The organism is Arthrobacter sp. C152 (assembly GCF_054890965.1).
This window is the reverse complement of record NZ_JBTZSU010000001.1, coordinates 274,035-291,236: the sequence shown is the minus strand read 5'-3', so window position 1 is coordinate 291,236 and position 17,202 is coordinate 274,035. Positions and strand designations below refer to the sequence as shown.

Below are 17,202 nucleotides of genomic sequence, written 5' to 3'. Positions count from 1 at the left end.
GGGCCGGTTGTGCCCAGAGGGGCCGGTTGCCCGCAGACCGGGGGGAGGGCCTACACCATGGTGAGCACCATTCCGGGATCGGCCATGATGGCTCCGACGTCGGCGAGGAACCGCGAGCCCTGCTCCCCGTCCACGAGCCGGTGGTCGAAGGAGAGGCTGAGCGTGAGGACCTGCCGCAGTGCCACCTCCCCCCGGAACTCCCACGGCATGGTCCGGACCGCCCCGAGCCCCAGGATGGCAGCCTCGCCCGGATTGAGGATGGGGGTGCCGGCGTCGATGCCAAAGACGCCGATGTTGGTGATGGAGATGGTGCCGCCGGACAGCTCAGCGGGTGCCGTCTTGCCGGCCCGGGCCGTTTCGGCCAAGTCGGCCAGCGCCTGGGCGAGTTGCGGCAGGGCCAGCGTGTCGGCGTCCTTGATGTTGGGCACGGTGAGGCCCCGCGGCGTGGCCGCGGCGATGCCCAGGTTCACGTAGTTGAACGTGACGATCTCCTGGTTCTCCTCGTCCCAGCGCGAGTTCAGCGCAGGATTCCGGCGCAGGGCGACTAGTACCGCCTTGGCAGCCAGCGTGAGCGGCGTGAGCTTGAGGCCGGCGAAGTCCCTGCTGTTCCGGAGCCTGTCCAACAGTTCGATGCCGGGCGTGACGTCGATGGTGAGGAACTCGGTGGCATGCGGTGCGGTAAACGCGCTGCGCACCATGGCGGCCGCCGTGTGCTTCCGGACGCCCTTGATGGGGGTCCTGGTTTCCCGCTCCCCCGCGCGGGCTGCCGCTGGCGCCGAAGCCGGCTCGGAAACCGGCGCGGCCGCCGGTTCGTTCGCGTGCCCGGCAAGCGCCTGGACATCCTCGCGGGTGATCAGCCCGCCAGGACCTGTGCCGGCCACGTCCGCGAGGTCCACGCCAAGGTCCCTGGCAAGCTTGCGTACCGGCGGGGTGGAGCGGGGACGTTCGGCAGGGCGCGCTTCGGCAGGCACGGCCGCCTCCGAGGCGGGCGCAGTTTCGGCAGGTGCGGTTTCGGCAGGTGCCGTTTCGGCTGGTTCGGCCACCGGGGGGTTCGTCCCGGCAGGCATGGTTTCGGCAGGCTCAACCACCGGGGAACTGGTCCCGGCAGCTGCCGGCGCTGCCGCGAAGTTCCGCGGCCGGCGCGTTGGCCGCCCTGAAGCTTCGACGACGGCGCCGTAGCCCACCAGGTTCGGCTCGCGTTTGGGCGTTTCCACCGTCTGTTCCCCAGCCCCCGCCGACGGGCCGGTGGCCCCGGAAGGTGCCGCGCCGTCGTCGTCCGGTACCTCGAATGAGACGATCGGCTTGCCAACCTCCACGACGGAACCGGGCTGTTCGTGCAGCTCCTTGATGACCCCCGCGAACGGCGAGGGAAGCTCCACCACGGCCTTGGCGGTTTCGACTTCGGCGATCACCTGGTTCAGGCTGACGGTGTCGCCCACGCCCACTTTCCAGCTGAGGATTTCGGATTCGGTGAGCCCTTCGCCCAGGTCCGGGAGCCGGAATTCCTTGATCATGGTGCCCTTCATCCTTCCAGTCCGCTCAGGGAGTTCGGGCGGCCCAGGGCGCGGTCCACGCCGTCGAGGATGCGGTCCAGCCCGGGCAGGTGGTGCATTTCCAGCTTCGAGTACGGGTAGGGGATGTCGAATCCGGTCACCCGGACCGGTGCCGCCTCAAGGTGGTAGAAGCACCGTTCGGTGATGCTCGCCGCCACCTCTGCGCCGAGGCCGCCGGACTGCCCGGCCTCATGCGTGACCACCAAACGCCCGGTCTTGCGGACCGATGCCGCAACGGAGTCGTAGTCCACCGGGGCCAGCGAGCGCAGGTCGATGACTTCGATGGAGATGCCCTCGTCGGCGGCGGCCGAGGCGGCGTCCATGGCGGTTTTGACCAGCGGCCCGTAGGCCACCAGTGTGACGTCGCTGCCCATGGCCAGCACCCGTGCCTTGTCCATGGCCAGGGCAGCTCCGGGGTCTGCGGCTTCGTCCACTTCGCCCTTGTCGTGGTACCGGCGTTTGGGTTCGAAATACAGGACGGGGTCGTCGCACGAGATGGCCTGCTGGATCACCGTGTAGGCGTCCTGCGGATTGGCCACCGTCACCACGCGCAGGCCGGAGGTGTGGGTGAAGTAGGCTTCCGGGGACTCGGAGTGATGCTCGGGCGAGCCGATGCCGCCGCCGAAGGGGACCCTGATGGTGATGGGCATCTTCACGGCCCCGCGGGTGCGGTAATGCAGCTTGGCCACCTGGCTGACGATCTGGTCGAACGCGGGGTAGATGAACCCGTCGAACTGGATTTCCACCACCGGGCGGTAGCCCCGGTAGGCCAGGCCGACGGCGGTGCCCACGATCGCGGACTCCGCCAGCGGGGTGTCCACGACGCGGTGTGTGCCGAAGTCCTTCTGCAGCCCGTCCGTCACGCGGAACACACCGCCGAGGGTACCGATGTCCTCGCCCAGGAGGACCACTTTGGAGTCATTCTCCAGCGACTTCCGCAGCCCGGCGTTGATGGCGCGGGCAAAGGTCATCCGGGTCATCAGCGTGCACCTTCTTCTGAAACGGCTCCTGCGGGATCGCCGAAGGAGGCCAGGTAACGGGCGTAGTGGTCCTGCTGCCGGTCAAGCCAGGAATTCGGCGTGCTGTAGACATGCTTGAAGATGTCCATCGGCTGCGGGTCCGGCATCGTGGTGCAGCCGCGGCGCATCGCGGCGGCGACGGCGTCCGCCTTGTCTTTGACCTGCTGCTGCAGCGCGTCAGTGAGGAGGCCCTTGCGTTCCAGGAGCGAAGCCAGCCGGGAAACGGGGTCCTTTGCGGCCCAGTCCTCCAGTTCATTGGCGTCACGGTAGCGGGTGGGGTCATCGGCCGTGGTGTGCGGGCCCATCCGGTAGCTGACAGCTTCGATGAAGGTGGGTCCGCCGCCGCGCCGCGCCCGGTCCAGCGCCACCCGCGTTGCGGCCATGACGGCCAGGACATCGTTGCCGTCCACGCGGAGGCTGGGGATGCCGAAGCCGCTGGCCCGGTCCGCCAGGTGGATGTGCGACTGGAGCCGGACGGGCTCGGAAATGGCCCAGTGGTTGTTGGTGCAGAAGAACACCACGGGCACCTGGAAGCTGGCCGCGAACACCATGGCCTCGTTGACGTCGCCCTCACTCGTGGCGCCGTCACCGAAGTACGTGACGGCCACGGAGTCGGCGCCGTCGTTCTGGATCCCCATGGCGTACCCGGTGGCGTGCAGGGTCTGGGCGCCGATGATGATCTGCGGCGTGGCCATGTTGATGGTGTACGGGTCCCAGCCGCCGGAGGCATTGCCGCGCCAAACCCGCAGGAGGTCGGTGAGGTCCACGCCCCGGCAGTAGGCCACACCGTTCTCGCGGTAGCTGGAGAACACAAAGTCGTCGGCCCGCAATGCCCGTCCGGACCCGATCTGGGCTGCCTCCTGCCCCAGCAGCGGCGGCCACAGGGCCAGCTCGCCCTGCCGCTGCAGGGCCGTGGCCTCGATATCGATCCGGCGGATGACGGCCATGTCCTCGAAAAGGGAACACAGCTGCTCGTCCGTGATGTCTTTGACCCAGAAATCGAATTCGGGGTGGCTGATCCGCTCACCGGCCGGTGTGATCAGCTGAAGGAGTTCCTGTCCTGGTCCGGCGGGTTTCCCGGAGCTGTCCGGGGCCTGCGCGCCGCCCTGGCCCGTTTGGTCTGTAGACACGATAGCCGCAACCTTCTGACGTCGTTGACCAGCGGTTCCGGGGCTTGTGGCCCCTGCCGCCGCAGGCCTTCCGGGCGCCATTGCCCCGGATAATTGTGACCCTACTCACAATGTTCAAGGGGTACAACTACCGGCGCGATTACTGAGCAAAATGCTCTACGCGCGCCGCGCCGACCGTGCTACCGTTGCGCATTATGCAAGCTTTGGATGGCACTGACACCCGCCTGCTTTCAGCGCTGGCCGAGGATCCGCGGCGGACGGTGGTGGCGCTGGCGCAGAAGCTCGGATTGTCCCGGAACACGGTGCAGGCGCGCATGGCACAGCTTGAGAAGAAGCACGTCTTCCTGTCCTTCGAGCGCCGGATCAACCCGGCGGCCCTGGGATATCCGCTGATGGCGTTCATCTCCGTGCATGTCCAGCAGCGGAAGCTTGCCCGGCTGGCCGGGGAACTCGCCGCGATCCCGGAAATCCTTGAGGGCTTTGGACTGACCGGGTCCGCCGACCTGCTGCTGCGCGTGGTGGCCCAGGATGCCGAAGACCTGTTCCGGATCAACGGCAAGATTTTGGCGTGCGACGGCGTGGAGCGGGCCGACACCGCACTGGCCATGGGCGAACTCATCCCCTTCCGGGTGCAGCCCCTGCTGGAACGCGGCTCCGAGGGCAGCTGACGGCAGCAGCCTTCATCCGTGCGACGGCGGCGGTTAGTACGACGGCGGCGGGCCGGGTTATAGGCTTGGTGCAGTCATGTGCCGGGCCGGCAGGGCCCGGACCCGGTGCCGTGCACCTTCATGCCGTACACCTTCCCGAAAGGTTCCCGTTGAGCAGCAGTCCCCAGGATCCGTACCAGCCCGGCCGCGCCGGTTCCGTGCCGCGGCAACTGCCCCCGCTGCCGGAGCGGCCGGCGCCTTTCGGGCTGCAGGACGAACACCAGAACGGACTGCCGGGCCTGCCCGGCAGGCGGCCGCGCGTCCGGGGCCGCCGGAAGCTCTGGATGCTTCTTGGCAGCATCGGCGCGGTGCTGCTGCTGGTGATCCTCGGCGTCGTCATCCTGGTGAACGTGGTGGGCGGTGCCGCAAACCAGGCCAAGGGCCTGGCCGATGCGTTCACCAGGAAGGTAATCGCCGGCGACACCTCCGCCGCATACGACGACTACCTGGACCCTGCCCTTCAGGACCAGCTCTCCAAGGAGGCCTTCATGTCCGGGGTCAAGACCCTGAACATGGATGGCTCCTGCCAGCCTTCCTACAACGACGTCGAGGTGGCCACGGAGAACGGCAGGAAATCGGCGGAGGTGACGGGGCAGATCACCTGTGACGGGAAGAAGGTGGACCTCGCCTACCGCTTCCAGGGCAAGGACCAGCTGCGGATGACCAGCATCAAGCTGCGGCCCGCCTCCTGAGGCCCGGGACACAAGAAGCAAGGGTACTGATCTTTTACCCATCCGTCCCTTGCCATGGTCCGAATTGCTCCCGAGGGTCCCGCCGGGGGATCCGTAAACCGGCGGGAAACACCCGCCCAACGGAAGGATTCGGGCCATGCGCACTTCACCCAACCGCCTCGTCGCAACGATTTTTGGAGCTGTCTACCTGCTGGTGGGCCTCCTGGGTTTCGCCGTCACGTCCGGAATCGGATTCGTGGCCACCGAGGGTGCAAACCTCATCATCTTCGAAGTGAACCCGCTGCATAACGTCATCCACCTCGCCATCGGCGCGGCGCTGCTTTTCGCCGGGCTCCGCGGAACTGACACCGCCCGCACGGTGAACGCCTCCGTGGGCGCCGTCTACCTGCTGGTGGGCATCCTGGGCCTGTTCCTGCTGAACTCACCGCTGAACATCATCGCGCTCAACGGCGCCGACAACGTCCTCCACCTCGCCAGCGCCGTGCTCCTGCTCGGCGTCGGCCTGTCCCTGGACAAGTCCCCTGCCGCTGCCCGCGCCTAGCATGCCACGGCACGGCAGGGCCGCGCTTCGGCCACCAGGTGGATCGGGCCATCCGGCGACTCCGCAGCGCCCCGCTCCCCAGGCGGACTCTTCGGTCCGCCTGGTCGCCGGGTTCGCCGGCTTCGGTGCAGGTTCGGTCAACCTGGCAATCTCCTCGAGCTTCTTCGCGGCAGGCTCCCCAGGACCGGCAGGACTCCTCGCGGGTGTGGCGGCCGGTCTGTGGGGCGCCGCGCTGCTGGCCGGAGCCGTGGCGTTCCTGGCAAAGGACCGGCTGGCCGGGAACCGGTGGGCGCGGTACGCGCTGGCAGGTGCCGCCGCGGCCCACGTGGCCGCCATTGCCTTCCCCGCGTCCACCGCGTCCGGGCTCAGCCTGACGCAGCTGTCGGCGCTCCTGCTGACCCTGATGATCCTCGCCTCGCTCGGGTGGCTCCAGCGGGACGGTGCGCTGCAGGGCAGGGCAGGGCAGCCGGCGGGGTCCGGCACGAGGCCGGGCAGGCTGTTGCTGGCAGCGTTCGCTGGTGCCGTGCTGGTGGCAGGAATAACGACGCCGGGACTCGCCGCCTCAGCGGCCGGCCAGTACGCGGTCCCGCACGGCGACCACGGAAGCCCTGCCCCGGGCGGCCACCGGCACTGAATCACCCGCACGGAACCGCCGGCGTTGCGGGAAGCACACCTGGCCCCGCCAACGAAAGAGCCTCCATGCCGCAGTTGAACTGCTCCGCGGCAGGAGGCTCTTCACGGCGGGCCGGTGCCCTGCTAGTGGTCGACGGCCTTCTCGGCGCCGATGCCGGTCAGCGACCTGACTTCCATCTCGGCCTGCTTGGCAGGGTCCTCGCGCCGCTTGTCCAGCGTGGTGCCCAGCCAGCCCAGGAAGAAGGCCAGCGGGATGGACACGATACCCGGGTTGCTGAGCGGGAAGAGCGCAAAGCTGGCTCCGGGGATCATTGACGTCTTCGCGCCGGACACCACCGGGGAGAAGACGATCAGCAGGATCGCGGCCGCCAGTCCGCCGTACATGCTCCACACGGCGCCCTGGGTGGTGAACTTCCGCCAGAACAGCGAGTAGATGATGGTGGGCAGGTTGGCCGACGCGGCGACGGCGAAGGCCAGCGCCACGAGGAAGGCGACGTTCTGGCCGTTGGCGAAGATACCGCCCAGGATGGCCAGGACACCGATGACCACCACGGTGCGCCGCGCCACTCGGACTTCGGTGGCGGCGTCGGCTTTGCCCTTGGCGATGACGTTGGCGTAGATGTCGTGGGCGAAGGATGCCGCGGCAGTGATCGTCAGGCCGGCCACCACAGCCAGGATGGTGGCGAAGGCGACCGCGGAGATGAAGCCGAGCAGCAGCGGCCCGCCCAGGTGGAAGGCGAGCAGCGGGGCAGCAGCGTTGACTCCGCCGGGCGCGGACTTGATGGTGTCCGCCCCCACCAGGGCGGCCGCGCCGTAGCCCAGCACCAGGGTGAAAAGGTAGAAGAGCCCGATCAGCCAGATGGACCAGACGACCGACTTGCGTGCTTCCTTGGCGGTGGGCACCGTGTAGAAGCGCATCAGGACGTGCGGCAGGGCTGCGGTGCCAAGGACCAGCGCCAGGCCCAGCGACATGAAGTCCAGCTTGGAGGTGTCCGACTTGCCGTACTGCAGGCCAGGGTTGAGCACCGCCGGGTTGTTGGCCGTCTCCACGGCGCCGCCCAGCAGGCTGGAGAGGTTGAAGCCGTAGATGGCCAGGACCCACAGGGTCATGACGGCGGCGCCAGCGATCAACAGCATGGCCTTGATGATCTGGACCCAGGTGGTGCCCTTCATGCCGCCGATCAGGACGTACATGATCATGAGGGCGCCGACGACGATGATCACCAGCGCCTGTCCGCCCCAGTCGCTGATGCCCAGCAGCAGGGAGATCAGGCTGCCGGCACCGGCCATCTGTGCCAGGAGGTAGAAGAAGCAGACGGCGAGGGTGGAGATGGCCGCGGCGATCCGGACCGGACGCTGCTTCAGCCGGAAGGACAGGACGTCGGCCATGGTGAATTTGCCGGTGTTGCGCAGCAGTTCAGCCACGAGGAGCAGCGCCACCAGCCAGGCCACCAGGAACCCGATGGAGTACATGAACCCGTCGTAGCCGTTGATGGCGATGGCACCGGTGATGCCAAGGAAGGATGCGGCGGACAGGTAGTCCCCCGCGATGGCCGTCCCGTTCTGCGAGCCCGTGAACGAGCGGCCGGCGGCGTAGTAGTCGGCGGCGGTCTTGTTGTTCCGGCTGGCGCGGAACACGATCACCATGGTCACGGCAACGAACAGGCCGAAGATTCCCATGTTGAGGAGCGTGGTGTCCTTGAGGGCGGCGACATCCACCGCAGCGGGAATTGCGATCATTTGTTGGCCCCGCCCACTCGGTTTCCGTGCTTGTCGAATTCGTGCCCCTCGATTTCATGCCTGATCTCCGAGGCGATGGGGTCCAGCCGCTTGTTGGAGTAGTGCACGTACCAGCCGGTGATGGCGAACGTGGAGACGAACTGGAGCAGGCCCAGGATCAGGCCGATGTTGATGTTGCCCCAGACCTTGGTGGACATGAATCCCACCGCATAGTCGGCGAGCAGGACATACGCGAAGTACCACAGCAGGAAGGCCACTGCCATGGGGAAGACAAAGCTGCGATGACGCTTGCGCAGTTCCTGGAACTGCCCGGTCGACTGGACCTGCTCGAAGTCCACGGACGCCGCTGCGTCCGGAGTGTGGGCGTCGTTACCCATCGTTCCTCCTCATTGAGACTTGCCGGTACACACCGGGCGGCAGGACCCTGAACAGGAGAGGCCGCTTGTGTGACTCCAATCACTGTGCTGCCGGACCGCCCGGTATTCCATAGCTGCGGAACCGGTGGTCGCTCAGCGGTCGCTGTGCTGCGGCGAGCGGTTCCCGCCGCTACGCTGGCACCATGCCGGACTCCCCCCTCCTGACCGCCGCGGCCGTGGCGGTGATCGCGATGTCGATTGCCGTCGTCGTCGCCGTTGGCCTGAAGGTGCTGCGCTCCTTCCGGGAGCTGGGCACCGACGCCGAGCGGGCCACCTACCACACGCTCCACGCCGCCTCGCAGGCCGGCCAGCACCTCCGGCGCGGCCTTAACCCGGCCGGCGCCGCGAAAGCCAGCCGGCAACTGCGTGCCCTGCTGGGCTGTGATGCCCTGGCCATCACCGATACCGCCGGCGTCCTGGCCTGGGACGGGGCCGCGGAGGACGCCGGGACGGACCTGATGGAGCTGGCCGCAAGCGTGCTCGCATCCGGCAGGGCGGCCGTGCTTCCGGCCGGACCGCAGGGCACCGGCGGTGCGCTGGCCGCGGTGATCGCACCGGTGCGGGCCGGCAGCCGGGTGGCGGGCGTCGTCGCCGCCTTCGCGCCGTCGGCGGGGGCGGGCCTGGTCCGGGCCACCGGCGAGGTGGCGGACTGGGTGGCGGCGCAGGTGGAACTCGCTGAGCTGGACGCCTCGCGCACCCTGCTGATGGAGGCCGAGGTCCGGGCCCTTCGCGCCCAGATCAGCCCGCACTTCATCTACAACTCGCTCAACGCCATCGCCTCGTTCATCAACACCGATCCCGCCCGGGCCCGGGAACTGGTGGTGGAGTTCGCGGACTTCACCCGCTACTCCTTCCGGCGGCACGGGGACTTCACCACCCTGGCCGAGGAGCTGCGCTGCATTGACCGCTACCTGTTGCTGGAACGCGCCAGGTTCGGCGAGCGCGTCCAGGTCAGCCTGCGCGTGGCGCCGGAGGTGCTGGGCACCGTGATCCCCTTCCTGAGCCTGCAGCCGCTGGTGGAGAACGCCGTCCGGCACGGGCTCGAGGCCAAGGAGGGGCCGGGGCACATCAGCATCACGGCCGAGGACGCCGGGGCCTTCGCCGAGGTGACCATCGAGGACGACGGCGTGGGCATGGACCCCGATCACCTGCGGTCCATGCTGGCGGGCCACACCGACGGGGAGCACGTGGGGCTGCGCAATGTCGATGCCCGGCTCCGGCAGGTGTACGGCAACGGCCACGGGCTGGTCATCGAGACCGCGCCGGGCGAGGGCACCCTGATCACCATGCGGGTGCCGAAGTCCCAGCCGGGCCACGACGCGTAAGTCGCAGCGCTTGGCTGGAAGTACCCTTGGAGGATGATTAACGTCCTCGTCGTTGATGATGAGCTGCCGGCCGTCGAGGAGCTGGCCTTCCTGCTGGGCAGGGACGAACGCATCGGCAGGATCCAGCGGGCGACGTCCGGCACCGACGCCCTCCGCGCCCTGTCCGCAGGCGGCATTGACGCCGTCTTCCTCGATATCCACATGCCCGCGGTGTCCGGGCTGGATATCGCCGCCGCCATCGCCGCCAGCAGCAATCCGCCGGTGGTGGTCTTTGTCACCGCGGATGAGGAGCATGCCCTGGCGGCTTTCGAGCTCGCGGCCGTGGACTACCTGCTCAAGCCGGTCCGCGCCGAGCGCCTGGCCCGTTCGGTGGCACGGATCAGCGAACTGCGCGACGGCGGCGCCGCGCCGGAGATGATCACCGTTGACCAGGGCGGCACCACCCGGATGATCAGGCGCGACGACGTCACGTACGTCCAGGCGCAGGGCGACTACGCCCGGCTGCACACCGCCGACGCCAGCTACCTGATCCGGGTGCCGCTGGCAGACCTGGAGCAGCAGTGGGCGGACGCGGGCTTCATCCGGACGCACCGCTCCTATCTGGTGGCCCTGAAGCATGTTTCGTCGATGAAGCTGGCCGCCGATGGGCCGCGGGTGACCGTGGCGGGCGCGGGCCTGCCGATCAGCCGGCGCCACCTGCCCACGGTGCGGGAAAAGCTGGAAGCCACCAGGATCAGGCCGCACGCATGACCAGGGTCCGGGTGACCGCCCCGCACACGGCGCACCACGTCCCCGGCCAGCGCACCGCCGGCCAGCTGGAATCCCGGGAAGATGCGCAGGATTCGGAAGTTGGCCAGGTTTTCGTCCGGTCCCTGATTCGATCCCAGCTGCGGCTTGCGCTGGTGGTGGCCGGCGGCTTCCTGCTGATCCTCGCTGCATTCCCGCTGCTGCTGGTCCTGGCTCCGGGGCTGGCGGAGACGGGAATCGCGGGCATTCCCTTCGGCTGGCTGCTGCTGGGCGTCGGGATCTATCCGGTCATCGGCCTCAGCGCCTGGCTGTACGTCCGCTCGGCGGCCCGCAACGAGGCACGCTACCGCGACCTGGCCGGTGAACAATGACCCGGTGTCCCAGCAGTGCCCGGGCGATGGTCCCGCAGCCCGTGGTGCCGGGGTGAGTGCCGGCGTCGCAGTGGCCGCCGTGGCCGTGGTGACCGTGGCTACCGCCGTCATCGGCTTCTACGGCCTGCGCATCTCCCGGACCACGAGCGACTTCTATGTTGCCTCGCGGACGGTCCGGCCCTGGTGGAACGCGTCCGCGATCGGGGGCGAGTACCTGTCCGCCGCAAGCTTCCTGGGCGTTGCCGGACTGATCCTCCTCTCCGGCACTGACGCCCTCTGGTTCCCGGTGGGATATACGGCGGGCTACCTGATGCTGCTGCTGTTCGTCGCGGCGCCGCTGCGCCGGTCCGGTGCCTATACGATTCCGGATTTCACAGGGGCCCGGCTGGCCTCGCCGGCCGTCCGCAGGGTCACCAGCCTGGCGGTGGTCACGGTGGGCTGGCTGTACATCGTTCCCCAGCTGCACGGCGCGGCCCTGACCGTCCGCATCGCCACCGGCCTGCCCTCCTGGGTCGGCTCGGTGTCCGTCGTGGTGGTGGTGTGCCTGACGGTGGTGGCCGGGGGGATGCGGTCCATCACCTTCGTCCAGGCGTTCCAGTACTGGCTCAAGCTCACGGCGCTGGCCGTGCCCATCCTGTTCATCGTCTTCATGCTGGCCGGTAGCGGCGCGGTGCCGGTGGCCCCGCCAGACGCCAACCCCACCGGCACCGCCCCGGCGGGCCTGTACCAGAACGTGTCCCTGCTGGTGGCCCTGCTGTTCGGCACCCTCGGGCTGCCCCACGTGCTGGTTCGTTTCTACACCAATCCGGACGGGCACTCCGCGCGCCGGACCACCCTGATCGTGCTCGGCCTGCTGTCCGTGTTCTACCTGTTCCCCACCGCCTACGGGCTGGTGGCGCGGGTCTTCGCCCCGGGCCTGGCCCGGGCAGGGCAGCCGGACGCCATGGTGCTGCTGCTCCCGGGCCAGCTCCTGGGCGGCCTCGCCGGCGACCTGCTCTCCGCCCTGGTGGTGGCCGGGGCGTTCGCCGCGTTCCTGTCCACCACGTCAGGGCTGGTGGTGTCGCTGGCGGGCGTCATCAGCCAGGACGTCCTGGGCGGCAGTGTGCGCGGGTTCCGGCTCGCCGCTGTCGTGGCCGTCGTCGTGCCCCTGGGTTTCGCCTTCATGACCGATTCGCTTGCCCTCGCCGGAAGCGTCGGGCTGGTGTTCGCCTTCACCGCCTCCACGGTCTGCCCGGTGCTGCTCCTGGGCATCTGGTGGCGGGGCCTGACCGACGCCGGCGCGATTGCCGGCATGCTGACCGGCGGCATCCTGTGTGGCGGGGCCATGGTGGTGGGCGCGCTCGCCGGCACGGGCCAGACGCCGCCGTGGCTGGCGCAGCCCGCGGCCTGGACGGTCCCGGCGGCCTTCGCCGTCATGGTGATCGTGTCCCGGGCCACCGTCCACCGGATCCCCGCCAGCATGCCGCGGACCATGACGCGCCTGCACACTCCCGAACGCCCCCTGGCAACCGAGCGGTGACCGGGAGGACAATGGCGCCATGTCCATTGAGGGCGGCGGAAAGTCCCAGCATCCGGGCGAGGTCCCGGCCTCCGTGCGGGCCCAGCTGCTCGCCACCGAGCACTGGGGACTGCTGGCGTCGCGGAGCACCGCGCAGGGCGAGGTACTGACCCGGATCAGCATGTTCCTGACCTTCACCTCGGCAAGTGTGGTCAGCGTTGCCCTGGTGGGCCAGGCCACCGGGTTTTCCGATGACTTTGTCCTGCTGGCTGTCGCCGTCCTCTTCGTCGACGCCGCGATTGGACTCCTGACCCAGCTTCGGGTGAACAACGTGGCTCACGAGGACCTGATGTACGTCACAGCGATGAACAGGCTGCGCGCCGCCTACGTGGAGCTGGACCCGGGTATGGCACCGTACCTGATGGCCGCCCACCACGATGACGAGGCCGGATCGAGGCGGACCTACTATTTCTTCGGCAACAGGGGCAGCTTCAGCCATGTGGCGGGGAGCAGCATGATTTTCATTACGACGGCGAACGCTGCCGTGATTGCCATGCTGGTGGGCCTGCTGCTGACCCTTGCAGGGGCGGGAACGGGAGTCGCCGCCGCTGTGGGCGCCGTGTGCGCTGCGGTGTTCCTGGCAGCCTCTGCCGTCCTGGGGTACCGCGGCTACCGGGACGTCTGGCGGCGGTTCACACCGCTGTCCCCCACCCCGCCGGGCCAGGACTGACAGGCCGGGACCAACGGGCCGGGGCTGCTAGTCGATGGCCGCCATGAGCTCGACCACGCGGTCCAGGAACGCGTCAACCTGTGACTCCTCGTAGCCGTCGCGGCCCACGGCCGGCCGGAAAACGGCGCGGCGCACGCTGTCGACGCTCAGCGGTTTGTCCTGTTCCAGGTACGCTACGAGTTCGCGGCACAGCCGGTCGACGTCGTCGGTGTTGTAGCTGCGGGCCTTCTTTTTGGCGGGCCTGCGGAAGCGTTCGCCGTCAGGGCGGTGCAGCCGGCCCCGGAGGATGCCGGAGAGGTTTCCGATTTCGCGCAGCCACGCGTCCTCGCCGCGCGCCGCGATGAGTTCGTCCCGCTCGCGGCGGGCGAAGGCGTCCTCCAGCCGGTCAAGGGCGGCGTCGACCACGGCCGCCGAGTAGCCGCCTTTGACGGGATCGAAGGACACGCCCCTGACATCGGAGCTGTTCACGGGATCGGTGGCCGCGGCCGGGGTTTCCAGCGAGATGCGCGCACGGCGCAGGAAATCGTCCACCTGCTTGGCGTTGTAGCCGTACTCGCCGCGGTGCACGCGTTCAAAGGACGCAGGGATCTGCCGATGAATGTCCAATGCCACTTCGATTCCTTCAATGCTCTTCAGCCGTAGTGCTTCCGCACCAGTCTAGGGTGCCGGGCTTCGTGTGCCCGCCGGCACCCTTTGTGTGTCGGGTGCCGGCGGGAGCGGTTCAGGCTCCGGCAACGAGTCCGTACAGAATGAAGGCTACCGGTGACGCGAAGACGATCGAGTCCAGCCGGTCCATCACTCCCCCGTGGCCGGGCAGGATGCTGCTCATGTCCTTGACGCCAAGTTCGCGCTTGACCATGGACTCGGAGAGGTCGCCCGCCGTGGAGGCCGCCACCGTTCCCACCGCCAGCACAACGCCCACCCACCAGGGCTTGTCCAGCACGAAGAGGGTTGCAAGGACGCCGACAACAGTGGCTCCGGCCACCGACCCGGCAAAGCCTTCCCAGGATTTTTTGGGACTGATCTTCGGGGCCATGGGGTGCTTGCCCAGGGAAGCGCCCACCAGGTAGCCAAAGGTGTCGTTGGAGACCACCAGCAGCAGCATGACCGCGATTTCCCACGCCCCGAGGGGCGCGATGCCGTCGGGCCACAGTCCCAGCGGGGTTGTGCCGCCGGCGTGCAGCGGGAGCGCGGCGAAGCTGATGAAGAACGGTACCCAGCCCATGGCGAAAACCCCGGCGAAGATACTGTTGGCGGAGCCCGCGGCGCTTTCGATCGACCGCCAAAGCAGCACGGCCACCGCGCTGAGCAGCATGGCAAACAACAGGCTTTCAATGCCGCCGAAATAGGCGGCGAAGGGCATTGCCACCGTGCCGGTCATCACCGGGATGATCGGCATCCTCGTGCCATTGGCCTCAAGGGCGCGGTAGATCTCCCATACGCCAAACACGGCGAAGGCGGTGACGATGGCCACGAAGACCAGCGGGAGGAACAACAGCCCGCCCAGCACCGCGAGCAGCATGGCCAGCCCCACCACGACGGCGGCGGGCAGGTTCCGCCCTGCCTTCGGCGTCGGGTTGCTCCTGGGCTGCTTCCCCCGTGTGCGCGCCCGTGCTGCCGGGGCCTGTTCTGCCTGGCCCATCAGACTTCGAGCAGCTCTGCTTCCTTGCGCTTGAGCAGCTCGTCGATGCCGTCCACGTGGGCCTTGGTCAGGCTGTCCAGTTCCTTTTCGGCCCGGCTGCCCTCGTCCTCGCCGGCTTCGCCGTCCTTGACCAGGCGGTCCAGGGTCTCCTTGGCCTTCCGGCGGATGTTGCGGATGGAGATCTTGGCCTCCTCACCCTTGGTCTTGACGATCTTCACGTACTCCTTGCGGCGCTCCTTGGTCAGCTCAGGGATGGTGATCCTGATGATGTTGCCGTCGTTGGAGGGGTTGGCGCCGACCTCGGAGTCGCTCAGTGCGCGTTCGATGTCCCGCAGGGCGGTCTTGTCGAACGGGGTGATGAGGATGGTGCGGGCGTCGGGGATGGCGAAGGAAGCCAGCTGCTGCAGCGGGGTGGGCGAACCGTAGTAGTCCACCAGGACCTTGTTGTAGAGGCCCGGGTTGGCGCGGCCGGTGCGGACGGACGCGAAGTCTTCCTTGGCTACCTCGACTGCCTTGTCCATCTTTTCTTCGGCTTCGAGCAAGGTTTCTTCGATCACGGTTTCTCCTGACGGTTCTGGTGCGGTCCGGGGCGCCGGTCCCTGCACACACGCTGTTCTCTGTTGCTGGATCGGTCCCCGCCCGTCAGGCGGGGACCGAACTGTCCTGAAATCATCCTAGCCGCAGCTAGGCGGTGACCAGTGTGCCCAGCTTCTCGCCCAGGATGGCGCGGGTGACGTTTCCTTCACCCTCCATGCCAAAGACCACCATGGACAGGTTGTTGTCCTTGCACATGGTCATGGCCGTCTGGTCCATGACCCGGATGTCGCGGCGCAGCGCATCGTCATAGCTGAGGGTTTCGAGCCGCTCTGCGGTGGGGTCTTTCTTGGGGTCGGCAGTGTAGACGGCGTCCACGCCGCTCTTGGCCATGAGGACCACGTCAGCGTGCACCTCGAGGGCCCGCTGCGCGGCCACGGTGTCCGTGGAGAAGTACGGCAGGCCTGCGCCGGCGCCGAAGATGACCACCCGGCCCTTTTCCATATGCCGGATGGCGCGGCGCGGGATGTAGGCCTCGGCCACCTGTCCCATGGTGATGGCGCTCTGGACGCGGGTCTCCACGCCTGCCTGCTCCAGGAAGTCCTGGAGCGCCAGGCAGTTCATGACCGTTCCGAGCATGCCCATGTAGTCTGCGCGGGAGCGGTCCATTCCGCTCTGGGAGAGTTCGGCGCCGCGGAAGAAGTTCCCGCCGCCCACCACGATGGCCACTTCCACTTCGGGAACTGCGGCGGCTATCTGCTTGGCGACGTCGCGGACGGTCTCGGGGTCGACACCGAGCTTACCGCCGCCGAAGACCTCGCCGGAGAGCTTCAGGAGGACCCGGCGCCTGCTTTTCTCTGAATGGATGACAGTGTTGACGGCTTCCATGATGCCTTCCCGTTGGGTGAGTCTGAAAAAAGGGTATCGTGCCGGAGCCGGTGGTCGGTACCGTCCCCGTTGCATGCAAAAGGGGCGGCCACCGAAGTGGCCACCCCTCGCAGTTTCGACTAGGAGCCGACGCGGAAACGCGTGAACGCGGTTCCCTTGACACCGGCCTCTTCGAGGACCTGTGCCACGGACTTCTTGGCGTCCTTCGCGAATGCCTGGTCGACCAGGACCTCGCCCTTGTAGAAGCCCGTCACGCGGCCTTCGACAATCTTGGTGAGGGCGGCTTCGGGCTTGCCCTCGGCCTTGGCGGTCTCTTCGGCGATCCGGCGCTCGGACTCCACCAGTTCGGACGGAACGTCGTCGCGGGTCAGGTAGTTCGGAGCCATCGCGGCAATGTGGACAGCCACGTCGTGGGCGGCGGTGGCAGCGGCTTCGCCTTCACCGTCGACAGCGAACAGCACGCCGACCTGGGCCGGGAGGTCCTTGGAGGTCTTGTGCAGGTAGGCGTCGACCGTTGCACCCTCGATGCGGGAGATGCGGCGGACAACAACCTTCTCGCCCAGGATGGCGCCCTCTTCGACGACGACCTCGGACAGCGGCTTGCCGTCAACGTCGGTGGCGAGCAGGGTCTCGAGGTCGGCAGCGCCGGACTCGACGGCGATGGCCAGGACCTTGTCGGCCAGCTGGATGAACTTGTCAGCCTTGGCAACGAAGTCGGTCTCGCAGTTGACCTCGATCATGACGCCGACGCCGTTGCTGACCTTGGCGGCCACGAGGCCTTCAGCGGTGGAGCGGCCTTCACGCTTGGTCGCGCCCTTGAGGCCCTTGATGCGGATGATTTCGATGGCCTTCTCGGCGTCACCGTTGGCTTCGTCAAGAGCCTTCTTGACGTCCATCATGCCGGCGCCGGTGCGCTCGCGCAGGGCCTTGATGTCCGCGGCAGTGTAGTTCGCCATGTGAACCCCTCTGTCTAGAAATGTGTGGTGGTGTACGGACTGACAGGACAGCAGCCCACGACGGTGGGCTGCCATCCTGT

At 68.0% G+C, this 17,202-nt stretch carries 19 protein-coding genes; 9 read left to right on the top strand and 10 right to left on the bottom strand.

The genetic code is table 11. The features are described from left to right. Window positions 1-50 precede the first annotated feature (50 nt). Genes ACYSM9_RS01230 through pdhA form a run of 3 tightly spaced genes read right to left on the bottom strand, consistent with a single transcriptional unit; the run spans window position 51 to window position 3,702 of the window. Window positions 51-1,514, bottom strand: a complete 1,464-nt coding sequence (locus ACYSM9_RS01230; RefSeq protein WP_461855156.1) for a dihydrolipoamide acetyltransferase family protein — start codon at window positions 1,512-1,514, stop codon at window positions 51-53. Between the two features lie 8 nt (window positions 1,515-1,522). Continuing rightward, window positions 1,523-2,533, bottom strand: a complete 1,011-nt coding sequence (locus ACYSM9_RS01225) for an alpha-ketoacid dehydrogenase subunit beta (protein ID WP_461855155.1) — start codon at window positions 2,531-2,533, stop codon at window positions 1,523-1,525. Further along, window positions 2,533-3,702 (bottom strand): pyruvate dehydrogenase (acetyl-transferring) E1 component subunit alpha, encoded by a 1,170-nt coding sequence (gene pdhA / locus ACYSM9_RS01220; protein ID WP_461855154.1) that lies wholly within the window; start codon window positions 3,700-3,702, stop codon window positions 2,533-2,535. The genes ACYSM9_RS01225 and pdhA overlap by 1 nt, the downstream gene beginning before the upstream one ends. 194 nt (window positions 3,703-3,896) lie before the next feature. Here pdhA and ACYSM9_RS01215 point away from each other — a divergent pair, with 194 nt between their 5' ends. The 4 genes from ACYSM9_RS01215 (at window position 3,897) to ACYSM9_RS01200 (ending at window position 6,276) form a co-directional block, all read left to right on the top strand. Further along, a complete protein-coding gene (locus ACYSM9_RS01215) occupies window positions 3,897-4,370 on the top strand; it encodes an Lrp/AsnC family transcriptional regulator (RefSeq protein WP_461855153.1) in 474 nt (157 codons plus the stop codon). 149 nt (window positions 4,371-4,519) lie between these two features. Further along, a complete protein-coding gene (locus ACYSM9_RS01210) occupies window positions 4,520-5,101 on the top strand; it encodes a hypothetical protein (RefSeq protein ID WP_461855152.1) in 582 nt (193 codons plus the stop codon). Between the two features lie 136 nt (window positions 5,102-5,237). Continuing rightward, window positions 5,238-5,642 (top strand): DUF4383 domain-containing protein, encoded by a 405-nt coding sequence (locus ACYSM9_RS01205; RefSeq protein WP_461855151.1) that lies wholly within the window; start codon window positions 5,238-5,240, stop codon window positions 5,640-5,642. A 1-nt stretch (window position 5,643) separates the two neighbouring features. Continuing rightward, the gene (locus ACYSM9_RS01200) at window positions 5,644-6,276 is read left to right on the top strand and encodes a hypothetical protein (protein WP_461855150.1); all 633 of its coding nucleotides are present in this window, start codon (window positions 5,644-5,646) and stop codon (window positions 6,274-6,276) included. Window positions 6,277-6,398: 122 nt separating this feature from the next. On the opposite strand, the gene ACYSM9_RS01195 is transcribed toward ACYSM9_RS01200, so the two are convergent. Beyond that, complete coding sequence (locus ACYSM9_RS01195; RefSeq protein ID WP_461855149.1) at window positions 6,399-8,015, bottom strand: solute symporter family protein; 1,617 nt, start codon at window positions 8,013-8,015, stop codon at window positions 6,399-6,401. Next, window positions 8,012-8,392: a DUF485 domain-containing protein gene (locus ACYSM9_RS01190; RefSeq protein ID WP_461855148.1), complete on the bottom strand. Its 381-nt coding sequence runs from the start codon at window positions 8,390-8,392 to the stop codon at window positions 8,012-8,014. The genes ACYSM9_RS01195 and ACYSM9_RS01190 overlap by 4 nt, the downstream gene beginning before the upstream one ends. Before the next feature lie 182 nt (window positions 8,393-8,574). Between ACYSM9_RS01190 and ACYSM9_RS01185 the strand changes: the two genes are divergently transcribed. From ACYSM9_RS01185 to ACYSM9_RS01165, 5 genes are read left to right on the top strand one after another with little or no spacing between them, the layout of a single operon-like run. Then, window positions 8,575-9,756 carry a sensor histidine kinase gene (locus ACYSM9_RS01185; RefSeq protein ID WP_461855147.1) on the top strand — a complete coding sequence of 394 codons (1,182 nt, stop codon included), beginning with the start codon at window positions 8,575-8,577 and terminating at the stop codon, window positions 9,754-9,756. 33 nt (window positions 9,757-9,789) lie between these two features. Further along, a complete protein-coding gene (locus ACYSM9_RS01180) occupies window positions 9,790-10,506 on the top strand; it encodes a LytR/AlgR family response regulator transcription factor (protein ID WP_461855146.1) in 717 nt (238 codons plus the stop codon). Then, on the top strand, window positions 10,503-10,874 hold the full coding sequence (locus ACYSM9_RS01175) for a DUF485 domain-containing protein (RefSeq protein WP_461855145.1): 372 nt from the start codon (window positions 10,503-10,505) through the stop codon (window positions 10,872-10,874). The genes ACYSM9_RS01180 and ACYSM9_RS01175 overlap by 4 nt, the downstream gene beginning before the upstream one ends. Before the next feature lie 52 nt (window positions 10,875-10,926). After that, the gene (locus tag ACYSM9_RS01170; protein WP_461855144.1) at window positions 10,927-12,393 is read left to right on the top strand and encodes a sodium/solute symporter; all 1,467 of its coding nucleotides are present in this window, start codon (window positions 10,927-10,929) and stop codon (window positions 12,391-12,393) included. Window positions 12,394-12,412: 19 nt separating this feature from the next. Next, complete coding sequence (locus tag ACYSM9_RS01165) at window positions 12,413-13,102, top strand: hypothetical protein (RefSeq protein WP_461855143.1); 690 nt, start codon at window positions 12,413-12,415, stop codon at window positions 13,100-13,102. Between the two features lie 27 nt (window positions 13,103-13,129). Here the strand turns inward: ACYSM9_RS01165 and ACYSM9_RS01160 are convergent, their stop codons facing one another. The 5 genes from ACYSM9_RS01160 to tsf form a co-directional block, all read right to left on the bottom strand. Beyond that, entirely contained in the window at window positions 13,130-13,714 is a 585-nt protein-coding gene (locus ACYSM9_RS01160; RefSeq protein ID WP_461855142.1) for a DivIVA domain-containing protein, read from the bottom strand. A 109-nt stretch (window positions 13,715-13,823) separates the two neighbouring features. Then, window positions 13,824-14,744 carry a phosphatidate cytidylyltransferase gene (locus tag ACYSM9_RS01155; RefSeq protein ID WP_461855141.1) on the bottom strand — a complete coding sequence of 307 codons (921 nt, stop codon included), beginning with the start codon at window positions 14,742-14,744 and terminating at the stop codon, window positions 13,824-13,826. Beyond that, the gene (gene frr / locus ACYSM9_RS01150) at window positions 14,744-15,301 is read right to left on the bottom strand and encodes a ribosome recycling factor (RefSeq protein ID WP_461855140.1); all 558 of its coding nucleotides are present in this window, start codon (window positions 15,299-15,301) and stop codon (window positions 14,744-14,746) included. The genes ACYSM9_RS01155 and frr overlap by 1 nt, the downstream gene beginning before the upstream one ends. 127 nt (window positions 15,302-15,428) lie before the next feature. Next, window positions 15,429-16,166, bottom strand: coding sequence for a UMP kinase (gene pyrH, locus ACYSM9_RS01145; RefSeq protein ID WP_461855139.1), 738 nt, complete (start codon window positions 16,164-16,166; stop codon window positions 15,429-15,431). Window positions 16,167-16,285: 119 nt separating this feature from the next. Then, window positions 16,286-17,122, bottom strand: coding sequence for a translation elongation factor Ts (tsf, locus tag ACYSM9_RS01140; protein WP_461855138.1), 837 nt, complete (start codon window positions 17,120-17,122; stop codon window positions 16,286-16,288). Window positions 17,123-17,202: the final 80 nt, after the last annotated feature.